10 protein-coding genes are annotated in these 14,655 nt (G+C 46.5%); 1 reads left to right on the forward strand and 9 read right to left on the reverse strand.

Annotation, left to right across the window (positions count from 1 at the left end):
* Positions 1-12 precede the first annotated feature (12 nt).
* From MHB56_RS09870 to MHB56_RS09905, 8 genes are all read right to left on the reverse strand, one after another.
* Positions 13-750, reverse strand: coding sequence for a glycosyltransferase (locus MHB56_RS09870; protein ID WP_076193397.1), 738 nt, complete (start codon positions 748-750; stop codon positions 13-15).
* On the reverse strand, positions 743-1,948 hold the full coding sequence (locus MHB56_RS09875) for a hypothetical protein (RefSeq protein ID WP_248549581.1): 1,206 nt from the start codon (positions 1,946-1,948) through the stop codon (positions 743-745). The genes MHB56_RS09870 and MHB56_RS09875 overlap by 8 nt, the downstream gene beginning before the upstream one ends.
* Positions 1,945-3,429, reverse strand: a complete 1,485-nt coding sequence (locus tag MHB56_RS09880) for a hypothetical protein (RefSeq protein WP_248549580.1) — start codon at positions 3,427-3,429, stop codon at positions 1,945-1,947. The genes MHB56_RS09875 and MHB56_RS09880 overlap by 4 nt, the downstream gene beginning before the upstream one ends.
* Before the next feature lie 69 nt (positions 3,430-3,498).
* Positions 3,499-4,578, reverse strand: a complete 1,080-nt coding sequence (gene yunB / locus MHB56_RS09885; protein ID WP_076302408.1) for a sporulation protein YunB — start codon at positions 4,576-4,578, stop codon at positions 3,499-3,501.
* 154 nt (positions 4,579-4,732) lie between these two features.
* Positions 4,733-5,344: a TVP38/TMEM64 family protein gene (locus tag MHB56_RS09890; protein ID WP_076099392.1), complete on the reverse strand. Its 612-nt coding sequence runs from the start codon at positions 5,342-5,344 to the stop codon at positions 4,733-4,735.
* Between the two features lie 287 nt (positions 5,345-5,631).
* Positions 5,632-6,501, reverse strand: coding sequence for a glycine betaine ABC transporter substrate-binding protein (locus tag MHB56_RS09895; RefSeq protein ID WP_038573223.1), 870 nt, complete (start codon positions 6,499-6,501; stop codon positions 5,632-5,634).
* A gap of 13 nt (positions 6,502-6,514) precedes the next feature.
* Positions 6,515-7,348 carry an ABC transporter permease gene (locus MHB56_RS09900; RefSeq protein WP_076099393.1) on the reverse strand — a complete coding sequence of 278 codons (834 nt, stop codon included), beginning with the start codon at positions 7,346-7,348 and terminating at the stop codon, positions 6,515-6,517.
* Positions 7,348-8,541 (reverse strand): quaternary amine ABC transporter ATP-binding protein, encoded by a 1,194-nt coding sequence (locus MHB56_RS09905; RefSeq protein WP_036685362.1) that lies wholly within the window; start codon positions 8,539-8,541, stop codon positions 7,348-7,350. Before MHB56_RS09905 ends, MHB56_RS09900 begins: the two co-directional genes overlap by 1 nt.
* Before the next feature lie 256 nt (positions 8,542-8,797).
* Between MHB56_RS09905 and MHB56_RS09910 the strand changes: the two genes are divergently transcribed.
* Entirely contained in the window at positions 8,798-9,355 is a 558-nt protein-coding gene (locus MHB56_RS09910; RefSeq protein ID WP_036685364.1) for a GbsR/MarR family transcriptional regulator, read from the forward strand.
* Positions 9,356-9,429: 74 nt separating this feature from the next.
* Here MHB56_RS09910 and MHB56_RS09915 read toward each other — a convergent pair whose 3' ends face one another.
* Entirely contained in the window at positions 9,430-14,637 is a 5,208-nt protein-coding gene (locus MHB56_RS09915) for a carbohydrate binding domain-containing protein (protein ID WP_341143531.1), read from the reverse strand.
* Positions 14,638-14,655 lie beyond the last annotated feature (18 nt).

Below are 14,655 nucleotides of genomic sequence, written 5' to 3' on the forward strand. Positions count from 1 at the left end.
CAGATGCGGATTTCAAAGCTCCTCTTGCCATTCCACCAGATGGGGCTGCTCATCAAGGATAGATTCGTACTGCTCCAGACTACCCCAGCGCCCCTCTGGATCAAGCTCCAGGTAACGCGAGTATTTTCGCCGAAGCTCCTCAGGGGATATCGCCCAACCATAATGTTTCACACGCAGCTCGGTAAGAAACCCCGGCAATACCGAATAAGAGAGCGGAAGTCTTGGCACATGATGATCCATTTTCGGAAAAAAATAATGAAAGTTCGGCAAATACCGGACTAGTGTACGGGTATGCTTCGTGTGTATATTCCAATGCTCATCTTCACGGTAATGTGTGGTGCCGCCCCAAAAATCAAATAATCGGAAGGATACCCAGTCATACACATCCTGATCGATGAGTCGCCTCATCTCCCGTTTAGCAGACTCTTCATAGAACTCATCGGCGTCCACAGACAGCAGCCAATCCGGATTCGTAGATACCGCCAGCTCCCACAATGTTTGCCGCAGCTCCCATTCACGGTTAAACAAAGAGCTTTGCAGGGTTACGAGCTTCTTAACTTTGGCAAAAGAGAGACATAACTGAGCCGTATGATCTGTACTTCCATCATCCACGATCACAATATCATCCACGAACTCACTTAATTCCTCCAGCACCTGCTCTAAATACCTTCCGGCTTCGTTCCTAACCTGCATAATAGCGGTCAGACGGTTGCCTGATGTTTTGCGGAGTGGCCCTCTATGACTACTCATCCTCCACTCTCCTTCTCAATCGTCTTACAGCCTCTTCGAGATCTGCCATCTCTGACAAAAGTGGCCATGCCTGATTGTCTTGCCCTCCCGCATTTAAAAAGCTGCGGATGGCCTCGTGCCGCCTGCCATACAGCAAGTGTATGGTGCCTTCCATGGCTTCATCCACATTTTCTTCCTGCTCATGTTGCAGCACTATTGCCTTTTCCCATTGAAAAGTCCGCACATAATTTTGCACCAGCAACGCTTTTGCCTCGGAAGAAGTTAGCGGACTTAAAATTCTTACCGCCGCTGCCTCATCCTCATTCAGGTGGAACAACTCCGCACGAACCAGTTCATCCTGCCCGGAATGGAGCCAGCCCTCCATCCTTTCTACTGCTCGCTTCTCCTCTGCGGTAAATGCTGTAATCGCAAATTGGCGGACCGCCGTTTCCAGATTCCCTGTCTTGGCTTCTATTGCAGAAAAAAACCGGAAGTGTGAAATAAGGCAATCCAAATATTCATACAGCACCATTAACTCAAAGGATTGCGCCAGATATCGATTCGCTGTGGAGTCCCCAAGCAAATACAAATAAGATGCTGCCAAATAATGTACAACAGGCTGGCTGGGCAGCTTGGCGCACATCGAAGTATAATAATCCGCCCTAAGCTGGAGTTGAATCCTAAACCAGTCCTTAGCAAGGAGGGGATCCTCCTGCCATAAGCTCCCAATCGCCTTACTCCATAACACTTCATAATCTGTCAGAAAATAAATCCGCTCGCGCTGACATACAACTCCATACGATTCCTGCTGATCCCCGTCGAGATAAATAACATTCTCCCTGCACAAGCTCTGCTCCAGATAGATCCGTTCTGATCGGGTTCCTACTAGATCGGCCTTTGCTCCAAGCAAGCCGCTGTATTTATCCCATAAGACCTTATTTTCTTCTTCCGGACAGCGCTCTAACAAAGCCACTATATATCCCGCTTGCAAAGAAAGAACCTCTGGTAGCCAATAGGGAGAAGAGACCAGAAGTGTGTACTCCCTCGCCTTGAGAGTATGAATATCCGCGATCATTACCGGCTTGATCTGGCTGTTAGTCTGCTGCTCAAGAGTCATTCTTCCGGCAAAACAGACCTCTTCCCGCTCGGGCAGAAGATCCAACAGTCTTTTATATTCGTATTCCTCCCAGGAGCCTTTGCTCAGAATTAAATATTTCATGACTGCGCCTCCTTGCCCTTGCTGCTATCTGCCTTCTTCCCCTGCGGTTCGGACAAATCCCCCACATAACCTATAGTTAGTGAAGCTTCAGGGTGAAGCTGCAATTGGTGCGAAGTAGACGCCTTACAAGTAATCACTCCAGGCACATTCCCGCCTTTATGAGCAACTCGCTCTAATGGAAAAACAATTCCCGAAGGGTCCCCCCTAAGCAACCGCCCCACCTCTTCGTCCATATCCGTAGATAAACTAACGATCAGATCTGCGGAACCTTGGGTGATCGCCTTCACTACCCGTTCAACGTAATATTTCTCATATCTGATAGAGTCTGATAAATACACAGTTATCTCACACTCAAATAATGCAGATGCATTCTTCAAAGCCCGCAGCCAAGCCTCTTGACCACGAACTGTAATCACTACATCCTGTTCATTTACTGGCAAGCCGGGAGCTGTGTTCATCCAGCTGTCCTTGATCCAGATCCAGCGAATATTCTTGTAGCTCTGCTGCTCCTGTGTAGCTGCCCATTCCTGCGGAAGATGGTCCCCATTCCCATCCTCTTCACAATAAACAATCGCCGTCACTAATGGGGTTGCCAAGGTTGCCTTACCGAGTGGAATAACAGGTTGTGTTGATTGTAAGAATCCATTCTGCGGTACAAGATGTTCTTCGGCTTCTAAGACATCCTCCAGCGCCCATTTTGTACTGTACGCCTGCCAGCCATCCGCAAGTGTTGGTCCGTTCAGCCTTCTCTGGCCCCTATCAAGTGAATGTATAGCATGAACATACACAGCATCACTTAGCGCCAGCTTGGCTCCAGACTGCCGGGCTCGAAGACACCAATCGGCAATCATAAGAGGCCGCGCTTGAAGCGAGATGTCCAACCCTCCAATACGCTGAAGCAGCTCTTTAGAGAACAGGAGGCAAGAACCCGTTAGTACATGCATCTCTCGCCATTCTCCTTGATGCCGGCCAAGACTGTAGCTTACATGCGCAGCAAACTCATCATAGGTGCCGAAGTGAAGACGTTTCTTCCCTTCCCCTCTTTCGGTTGAAGAGCGAGGGGCCACCACCTTAACTGAAGCGTCATCAAAAGGAACCCACAATAGCTCACTTAGCCAGCCAGGTGATACCATGATCGAATCTTCAAGCAAAACCGCGAAACTGGTTTCGATCTGTGCCAAAGCCTGGTTAGGCATGTACTCCTCCTTTTCATAAGGAAGAAAGAGAATCGGCTGCTCCGGTGAGAACTGTTCCGCTAAAGTTTCCATAGGAAAATCAGGAGTCATCGCCACAGCAATAATGCGCACAGACTCTCCAGAATGGAGCAGCAGCAAGGGTAAGCAAGCTGCGGCACATTCCAGGCGGCTTAGCTCAACTACAAGGGTAAGTCCATCTTTACTCGGCAGTGGAAGTAGTCCCGTGCGCTCCAAGAACCCATACCTACCCGCCAAGCGTTCCACATACAGAGATTCTTGCGACATTAGGATTCACGCTCCATTTATTAAAGCTGTTCTACCTATAGTCTATGAGCGCTGAAGCATGATATCCCCTTAATTTCCTCCGCCCGCGCCTTTGTCTTCTTCCGTATGATCTGCACCCGTACTCGCGGGATCGGTTGCCGCTGGAGACGAGCTGTTATCTTTCTGACTGTTACTGGAGGTATCCTTGCCCTGATCCACTACTCCACTCTTATCCCCGCCTACAGCTGGAGCAGGAATGGCAATTCCCGGAGCACTGCTGCCGTTAGCCCCCACAGGTTGACCTTGATTATCGTAATAATACATAGGTACATCTCCAACAACCATCAGATAAGACACAGGAATTTCTGTATCCACTACCTGCGGCTCCATATCAAAAGGAATGACGACTGCAACCTCTGTCACAATATGAATGTATACCTCGACCAGAATCATATTGATCCCAGCGTTTTGCTGGCGGGTGCTGAGTTCAACCTTAACCGCACCTTGTGGTTCAATCTTGATCGGAATATCGGGTCCATAAGAAGCAATAAGGGGACTGCCCAGCGCTTGCCCCAGCGGAATATATTCTGTTCGATTATGCAATTCCTGCAGCGTAGACTGAATGACCTGTGCCGCTTGCGAAGTAATACGCATATGCTCCGCGTAGTTGAGCATGAACCCTGATATTTTCCCGTTCTTATCCGTCTTCCAATCAATTAGCTCTTCCGCATTCCCTCCATTCGCAACCTGAGAGGTAATCGCCTTATTAATCGATTCCGTAGCGATTTGCTTCACACGTATTTGTGCTAAATGCAGGATGGGCGGCTTCATATGCAGCTCCACATAGCGCAAGGATTGCAGCACCAGCACAAGTATTACTAAGGAGGCTATCAGCCAAAATTTGCGTCGGCTTCTTGGCTTATGTGTTCTTCCGCCTGCAACCGTTACCTTACTCTCTGGCCGGCTGGATAACCTAAAGCGGCCTTTGCTACGTTTGGCTTCAAAGCGCGTACGCTGCGGCCTAACCGCTGCCCGGCTGGGTTTTGACTTGAATGCGGAGCTTCTCGCTGAGAATCTCCGATTCGTGTCCCCATTTATTTTTGGCAGCCGAAAATGGCCTAGATCAGGTATTCTCAGCCTTCGGTTCCCCCATTTTTTCAATCTGCCCATTGCAATAGTCCCTCCCGCCTTACGCAGAGGTCAAGCCACCTCCACTTAATTTAAGGTATTCGCTAAGAGGACAAAAAAGAAGAACGTTCCCTCCGGCAAACTGCGCCTGAAGTAACGTTCTTCATCCTTTAGATCATGAACTGGGAAGATGATATTAGTGCATTCTGCTCCGCTTATCCTCCTGCAAATGGTCCCAATGACGCCGAATAAAGATGCCAATGAGAATAGCTATAAACACCGCATACCAAGTAAGATAACCATTCCATTCTTCACGCGGAACAATTAAGGTGGATCCGATCGTACCGAATAACCATATATAAGACAAATTACCAAGTACGGTTCCCCATATAAAAGATGAGGCTTTAATCGGTGAAACAGCAGACATGAAATTGATTACATTATTCGGAATAATCGGGATTGTACGCAATAGCACCAGTGTCCAAATCCCATATCGATCCAAGTAACGTTGCCATTTATCATAGCGCTTCAGTTTGCTTCTCCATTTTCGGTCAAACCAGTTATACAGATATCGCCGAATGAGAAAATACATCAGTATTCCTCCCAGATTGCAGGCCAGCCAACTGATCAGCATACCTCCAATTACGTTAAAAACAGAGACATGCAGCACGATCAAAATTACGAATGGAAAAAATCCTAATATACTCTGCAAAAGTGCGAGCGGGATGGTCACGAATAAAATAGATGGCCCGCTAAGGCCCAGCGTTTGCAGCAGCCAATCAATCCAGGTATTTATGGTCTCTGTCATGAAGCAGTCTCCTCTCTTGACTCCTTGCAGCAGCTGCCTCCTGATTTACTTTGACAAAGCATAAGTCTAAGTGTGTAAACTAGGTATCCATTCTTATTGAAATATAAGCAGGGTACACTAAGAGCTTGTAATACTTTGCTTATATTCCCAAGAAAAACACCCCTTACGGGGTGTTTTATTGAATGAGCTTGCTTATGAAGTGTAATGTGTAAAGAACAGTAGTTAGCGTACAAGTTACATTTTTGTTTCCATTTATTCTTCACATCATAACACAGTTTTTAATCTACTTACAATTCTATACCTGCAACCCAAGCATTCACTTTATCCGGATTGCTCTCCACCCAAGTTTTAGCGGCTTCTTCTGGTGACTTGCCACCCTGAACCTCAATCATTACTTTGGCCATATCTTCTGCTGTCCATTCGAATTGATCCAGGAATTTGTAGACATTCGGCATGTCATCTTTCAGACCTTGGCGAACCATCGTGTGGATCTGTTCATCCGCACCGTAAACCCCTTTTGGATCTTCCAGATATTTCAGATCCATATTGGCGAACATCCAGTGCGGTGTCCAGCCTGTAACAACGATTGGCTCGTTGTTGTCATAAGCCTTTTGCAGTTCCTGAGCCATCGCTGCGGATGAGCTTTCAAGAAGTGTGTAATCGCTAAGATCATATTCAGCGATAGCTTTTTCTGTGGTTGTCATAATGCCGGCACCTGGCTCAATGCCGATAATGCGATTGTTCAGCTTTGCTGCCATATCACTGTTCTTCAAGTCTTCAATAGAGTTAATATCCATATAGGCCGGAACAGCCAAGCCAACCTTAGTCCCGTTTAGATTTGCACCCAAATCTTCAATTTTTGCACCGTACTTCTCTAAATAAGCCGCATGGGTGCTTGGCAGCCAAGCTGCAACCATTCCATCCGCACTACCGTCTGCAACCCCAGCCCACATTGGACCAGCATCTACCTGCAGCATTTCAACGGTAGCTCCAAGCTTAGTTTCAAGTACTTCCTTTACTACATAAGTACTCGCAATTTCCGAATCCCATGCTACATATGCTAATTTTACCTTCTCTTTACTTGATGAAGAACATCCAGCAATAACAGCAATCATCATAATAACTAACAGGAATACCCCTATATTTTTCTTCTTCATTTATTTAATACTCCTATCTTTGTTTTGGTTTTAGTGCGTTCTGTGTCAAACGGTCCAGCAGAATGGCGATAATAACGATCGCAATCCCTGCTTCGAATCCGTCTCCTGTCTTAGCCTGTGATACCGCACGGTATACATAGGCACCCACGCCCTGTGCACCAATCATCGATGAGATAACAACCATTGACAGTGACAACATAATGGTCTGGTTCACACCTGCCATAATTGTTGGTAAAGCGATTGGAAGCTGCAATTTAACCAATTTCTGAGTAGGTGTCGATCCGAAAGCATCTGCTGCCTCCACCAGTTCCTCCGAAACCTGACGAATTCCGAGATTGGTCAAGCGAATCGTTGGCGGAATTGCAAAAATAATCGAAGCAATAACCCCTGGAACTACGCCCAGTGAGAAAAAGGATACCGCTGGCAATAAATATACAAAAGCCGGCATCGTCTGCATAAAGTCCAAAATAGGCGTAACTATATTTCTAACGGTATTTCTCTGCGCACATAAAATACCAATCGGCACACCAATTACTACAGCCAATATCGAGGCGGTTAGAACAAGGGCCAAGGACTGCATAGAAGGTCCCCATAATCCAAGATTATCAATCAGAAGCAGCCCAATGACCGCAAATAGTGCCATGCGCCATTTACCGATCCAATAAGACAAAGCTGCAATAAGCACGATAAGTACTAATGCTGGCAGGAAGGTAAGTGCATTTTCAATGCCAGCCACCATACCACCGATAATCGAATGGATGAAGTCAAACAGGGGCCCACAATAAGTCGTCAGCCAATTTTCCAACCACTCGAGTGCCTTTCCCAAAGGCAGTTTAGGAATGTCCATTATAATCCTCCTTCCGGTACCGCGTTGCCGGCGAGTGCGGAAAGAACGGCTCCTTTAATCACAATACCCTTCAATTTATCCGCTTCATCTACGACGGCTACAGGCAAATGTGTCTCAGATATTAATTCAAAGAAATCATTGAGTAGCGTTTCCGGTTGAACACGTGGGATTTCTCTCCGCGTTACTTCCAGAATAGATTTATTATCATTCAGTGCCTTAAGGGCATCCTCAGCTGTAATAACACCCAGAAGCTTATTTTCCTTGTCCACTACATACAGACTGAATATACCACTGTCACGCATTAATTGAAGCGCTACCCGAGGCCCGCGTTCAGGTCTGACTGTTTCCGGCTGACGCATTACATGAGCTGCAGTCAACACCTTGGACAAGTCCACATCCTCCACGAATCGCTCTACATATTTATTGGCAGGTTGGATGAGGATTTCTTCCGGTGTACCAATTTGCACAATGACTCCGTCCTTCATCAGTGCGATCCGATCTCCAATCCGCAAAGCTTCGTCTAGATCATGAGTGATAAACACGATGGTCTTCTTCACTCTGGCCTGTAATTCCAGCAGCTCTTGCTGCATGTCTTTACGAATAAGCGGATCCAGTGCACTAAATGCCTCATCCATAAGCAGGATATCCGGGTCGTTAGCAAGGCCCCGTGCCAGTCCAACACGCTGCTGCATCCCTCCACTGAGTTGATCAGGACGATGATTCTCCCAACCTTTCAGACCTACCAGATGCAAGGCTTCTGTTGCCAGTTCAGTTCTTTTCTTTTTATCTACGCCCTGAACTTCAAGCCCGTATGCTGCATTCTCCAGTACGCTTCGATGTGGAAATAATGCGAACTTCTGAAACACCATGCCGATGTTCTTCCGTCTGAATTGGCGCAGCTGCTCCGGATTCATTTTCACAACATCTTTCCCTTTAAAAAGAACTTGCCCCCCTGTAGGCTCAATCAAGCGGTTCAACAAACGAACCAGCGTCGACTTACCGCTGCCGGACAAACCCATAATGACGAATATTTCTCCTTCTTCAATGCTGAATTCGGCTTTGTTGACTCCGACTGTCAACTTCAATTCCTGAGCAATTTTTTCCTTCGACATCCCTTGCTCTAATAAAGGAATCGCGCGTCCCGCATCATGACCGAATACTTTGGTTAGTTGTTTCACCTCTATAATAGCCATGCCGTCCTCCTTCTCCCGAAATGTTATCCGGGTTTAGTTCACTTATAGTAGTTTACCGGACTATTGAAAATTCATGCAAACACCATATACGGATAAAATTTAGTGTACAGTTTTAACTTTATGAACTTTATGTATGGAATACTCTGTTTTACGCCAAATTCCTTTCTTCATGAATTCTTTACTTATGGAGGGGGATTTGATTACAATACATTGTATAAGGTTGCAGTCTATCGACCTATTCCTCAGGAGGGACATCATGAACGATTTAGAAGGGCTTACGCCCGAACAAATAGAGAAGATTAGTAAAGCCCGTGAACGTGTGATCGATTCTATCGGCAAAAACATGGATCTGTATGGCATTACCTTGTCTATTGGACATTTATACGGTTATATGTACTTCAATCAAGGTCCAGTGACACTGGATGAACTCAGTAAAACAATGGGAATGAGTAAAACGTCCATGAGTACGGGAGTCCGTACCCTTCTAGATCTGAAAATGATCGACAAAGTATGGGGGAGAGGGACGCGCAAAGACTTGTTCACCACTGTGCCTGACTGGCATCAGAACTTCAGTGATTACTTCTCTATTAAATGGAGAAAAGCCGTCGAAGGTAATATGATCTCACTAGCGAAATCACTTGCAGAAATTAACGATATGAAAAAAGAGTATAGTGACGATAGTAAACTTATGCAGCTCTTAAATACAGATGAAGAAAAAATAACTGAATCCATTAACTACTACCGCTGGTTGCTGAAACTAATAGAATCTTTTGAGAGTGGCAAAATTTTTGAATTTATCCCTAAAGAAACTTAAGTCAAACCCACAAAAAACACACAAAAAAACGACAGTGCTCCTGTAAAAAGGAAAACACTGCCGTTTTTTCTCGTTTACCCTTCGATCAAGCTTACATCATCTAAATAAATTGTACTGCCCGCGCTAATTTCACTATTCGTCTCCGTACTATTCCCATCTATAAGCCCTAGCAAAAACACCAGATGAACACCAGCGTCTGTTGCCCCATTCATGGTAAAAGTGTAGCTGTACTCGTCCATATTCTGGGTCAAGGCTACAAGCTCAGCTTCCATATATTTGGTGTAGTCCCCGCCCTTATGCTCCACAGCTACCTGAATATTGCGGTTTACTGTAGAACGAGCTTTAAACTTCAAGGTGTACGTCTTTCCCTGAACGAGCTTGAGATTTTCGTAATCCACCTGTGCGCTATAAGGGGCTTGCCCGGTACCTGTTAAGTTGATAGCAAATTCCCCCTCTTGAACAGAAGCAGTTCCGATTCCGTCAAAATACTGGCTCCAGCCCGTTGCATCTACATCGAAGGTTCCATTATCCAGGGTACCGCTTGGCGGTGTTACTGGTGGACCCCCTTGTACCTCCCTGACCACAATATCGTCAAAAGAAATCGTATGCGGTGTACTGTTAGCCGCAGGATCAGCGCCCAGCGTTTTGCCGATCAGATAATTAAGCTTCAGCGGGTTGCTGTTCGACACCGTAAATTGTGCTGTATAAGTAGCCCAATCCGCATGAATATCAAACTTAGCTTGCGCGGAAGCAGCTGAAGTATTGGAGTATTCTAACACAATTTGGCGCGGAACCGTTGATTTTGCTTTGAAGCTCACCTCATATGTTTTTCCGCCCTCCAGTGGAATACCCTCTTGGAAAAATTGTGTATGCCACGCTTCCCATCCGGCCGACGTAATCAGGATTTCAGCTACGCCATCCTTCACATTAAACGCGGAGACGCCACCTTCTCCGGACCATGTAGTCCAGCCCGTCTTATCGCTGCCAAACGAACCATTGATGACTAGATTGTTATCATTAGCTAGAATAGTCTGCGCGACAGTTGCAGTAACATAATGTTCAGCCTCAACAGTAATGGTATAACTTCCTTCTGCCGGAAATACTGCTGCTTCAATTGTGATTTTTCCCGGTTCAATAGTGTACTGCTCTGCATTAAGTGTTGTACCGTTAACCTTTACCGCCATGATTTGATTCCGCCAATTTGCATTGTCGATAAAAGTAAGCTCAATCGGCTGCGAAACTCTGTTATTACTGCTGTCGCTCAGCAGCTCCTGCGGTTTGGCCGGTGCATTTTTGATCTCAAATTTCACATTGTCAATGATAATATCATGGTTTTGAGGAATACTAATCCCCTCAACCTTCCCAAGCAGGAATTTAAGAGACAATGTATCCTTGCTGCCTTGCCGGAATTCGAATCTGTAATGATTCGTCTCCGGCGTTACCTCCAGAATATTGCTGAACGAGGCCTGATACGTACCATTTTCTACGTTCACCCCGATTTTGCGGATTACGGTTGAACTGGCATCAAATTCAACCACATAATCCATTCCAGCAGCAGCTTTCAAGTTGTTCTGAAACAACATTACAGAATAAGCCTGACTGCCAGTATTCGTAATGCTAAATTTCGCTGCTCCATCTACAACCGTAGCGCTGCTCTGACCACCCTGCTCTGTCAACAGGCGGTCCCAGGCGCTAAACCCAAAGTTAAATTCACCATTCAGGAGCGGGTAATATATTAGCGATGGATCAAAATAGAAGCTAGTACGTATCATCTGGAAGTTATCCAGAACGACTGTATCCGCTGCCCCGTTTAACAATAATACGAATTGTCCTTCATGATCGGTTGCACCTGCAAGATTGATAAAGTTGGCTTTAATTTTTTGCTCACCTTCGCTTAAGTTAACCGTTTGTTCTGCCTGTACACTGCCGTCTTTTCCTAGTAGTTGGACCGTTCCTGTGCGTGCAGAGGAGACTGAAGCATTGAAGGTAACCTCGTAGTCCTGCCCTTGAATGAGCTGAATTCCCTTCTGAAGTAACCGAACCTCACCATTTTCACTGCCGCCAATCTGTAGCTTTAACTGGCCATTGTCATTAACGCTTGATTCTACCGTGACACCACCAGCTGCTTCCGTATGCCAATAACTCATCCGATTGGGTTCGCCAATATCGAAAGTACCATTGTACAGATGATTACCGTTGGCCAGCGGTTCCTTCACACTATCATGCGGGAATTGAATATTCTCAATCTCTTCTAATCTGACATTACCAAACCATACCGGTGAAGTATTGGTACCCACGTTGAACTCGACGCGTGCAGCAATATCTGAGTTCTCCTTCATTTGAAACATCGTTTCGTAATGCGTCATCGCTGAAGTTAGATCTACCTTAAACGATGGAGAATACGCTGCAAATCCACGAGATTCTCCACCTGTTAACCGAACGCTCATACTGCGGGACATATCGGTTTTGGCATCGAAGCTGAGTTTATAGAACCTGCCTTTAGCTATAGATACGATAGCTTGGGGTTGAATCGAATAAAAATTCCCGCCGCCACTGCTGATATCTACCTTCACATAATTGCGCTCCCCAATAGGAACAGTAGAAACCGTAGCTTCAGCCCCTGCTTCTTTATAAAGTGCCCAATGTGCGGTATTTGGGATTCCCATACCGTCATCCCCCGGCACCTGCTCCGAATAATTGTTGTTATAGACCATGTTGCCGTCTGCCAGTGCAAGCTTGGAGCCTTCTGGATAGGCTTCCTTCTCCAGTGTAACTGGAATAGGCTCGCGGTACTCACGACCTGTCAGCTCGTAGACTCTAACGTAATCAATCTCCATCGATTTTGGAAATACGGTTTCGCTAGTCGGATCACCATCAAAGTTACCGCCTACGGCCAGATTCATCAGCAAATGGAACTTCTGATTAAACGGCGCTGGATACACATTATTGGCAGGCTGCCCATTGCTGATGCTGTACCAGTCATTTTTGGTCGAATATAATTCACCATCCACATACCAGCGAATTTCGCCCGGCTCCCACTCAATAGAGTACGTATGGAACTGCTCAATCGTAGCGTTATCCGGAAATACATACTCTTTGCCGGAGTATACATTGTTCGGCGCCATACCGCCGTAATGAATCGTCCCCGCTACCGTGTCTGGACGACTGCCCCAGCCTTCCATAATATCAAGCTCACCGGAAGCAGCCCAAGTCCCGTACACATCGTTCTCCGGCAGCATCCAGATCGCCGGCCAGTACCCTTTTCCAGTAGGTGCTTTGGCCCGAATTTCAAATTTGCCATATTTTTTACTAAACAACCCTTTAGTCTTAATCCGTGTAGAAGTATATTGTTTACCAGCTTTTTCTTCTTTGTGGGCCGTAATGATCAGGTTACCGTCCTGTTCCTTTACATTCTTCTCATCGTTGGTATACCACTGCTTCTCATTGTTTCCCCAACCTGGATTGTTGTATTGCGAACCATCTCCAAGGTCATAGGTCCACTTTGTTGCATCAATCTCTCCATCATCAAACTCATCCCCCCACACCAGTGTCCACGGATCAGTGGTTGGTGTTGGCGTGGCTGTGGGTGTTGGCGTTGGTGTTGGTGTTGGTGTTGGTGTTGGTGTTGGTGTTGGTGTTGGTGTTGGTGTTGGCGTTGGCGTTGGTGTTGGTGTTGGTGTTGGTGTTGGTGTGGCTGTTGGTGTTGGTGTTAGTGTCGGTGTTGGTGTTGGTGTCGGTGTGGCTGTTGGTGTCGGTGTGGCTGTTGGTGTCGGTGTGGCTGTTGGTGTTGGTGTTGGTGTTGGTGTTGGTGTTGGTGTTTCGATTGGCGTAGCAGTTGCCGTAGGTGTCGCCGTTGCTTCAGGTGTGGAGTTTGGTGTCGATATTGGACCTACATTCCCCGAACTGCTTGGCGCTGAGCTTGCTATTGGCAATGTTGTTTTGCCAGTGTTTCCTTTTTTTAATGCTACACCGCCAATCGTTACTCCATCGGCTTTGTTATCTATTGTGGTTACGCTTCCGCTGCCTTGAATTGTTGTACCTCCAGCGCTCGCAGATAGGATTAGTGCCGCCACTTGTGAATTGTTCTCCAATGTTAATTGGGCCGGACTTCCCAGAATAAGGCTGCCGACAGTTCCAAGGATTCTTAACAAAGAACCGCTGACTGCTGAGTCTGCCGAACGAACCGCTGCAAATGTTCCGCGAAGCGAAATATTGTGAGGAACGACATCCATCTCAACATCCCCAAACCCTGCCCCGGTAAGATCGCTGCTTTCTTCCAAGATTGCCCCAGATAGCAGATGCACAGTACCCACAGCTGTTGACCCGCTGGCATAAACCCGAACCTTACCATTAGGCTTGGCTACTTGAAGCAGTCCAAGAGAAGTATGGTGTAAGCCGATACTTTGCTCGCCGCCTCCCCGTACAAAAGTAGTCCCTGTTACCTTTACACCTTCAAGCTTTGCATTCCCTTCAGCTATCCCCTCGGTTAGATAAAGATTACCTTGGATGACCGTGTCTTTAAGAATCACGTCAGCCCGATTAATGACTACATTGCCCTTTACTGTTCCTAGTGAAGTCTCTCCTGATTTCAGGAGGAGTCCCGAAACCATTCGATCAGCCAACTGAGCTAACTCTGCACGGGTGATCCCACCATCTGGCTTAAACAAACCTCCAGGATATCCTTTTACAAAACCTGCACTCGATAGAACAGCTATTGCTTTTGCGGTTTCATCGCTGACTCCGTTCAGATCGGTGAATGCTGCTGTACTGCTTTTGTCTGCATTGAAACGAAACACTTTCTCCAATGCTAACGCCGCCTCAGCGCGCGAAAGTGCTTTTGAAGGATAAATATTGTTCTTCTGATCACTGCTTAAATATCCAGCTGCAATCCCTTTGGCTATATCATTTTTATACCAGTCTGTAGCCTGGACATCAGCGGGAACCTTATCCGATTGCTCCTGATAATTAAATATACGATTCATAATAGCTGCGAATTCTGCCTTCGTGACTTCCTTACCCGGACGAAACGACCCGTCGTCATATCCGCTTATGATCCCATTTGCGCTCCAACGCTGTAATGGGCCTGCGGCCCAATGACTTGGAGATACATCGGTAAACGCTTTCAATCCATTGATTGGTTCATTTTCCACTTTCGTTGCCGCTGAATCAGGTGAGTTTTCCTTTAACGCCTCTGCCGCTGAAGCATTCATGCTCCCAACCGGTGATAGCAGCCCGGTGACAAGGAGCATAGCAGCAAGTGCTGCTGTGAAATTCCTTTTCATCCTAAACATCACTCCTCG

Origin of the sequence: Paenibacillus sp. FSL H8-0315 (genome assembly GCF_038005365.1) — a bacterium.
GTDB classification, from domain to species: Bacteria; Bacillota; Bacilli; order Paenibacillales; family Paenibacillaceae; genus Paenibacillus_AQ; species Paenibacillus_AQ odorifer.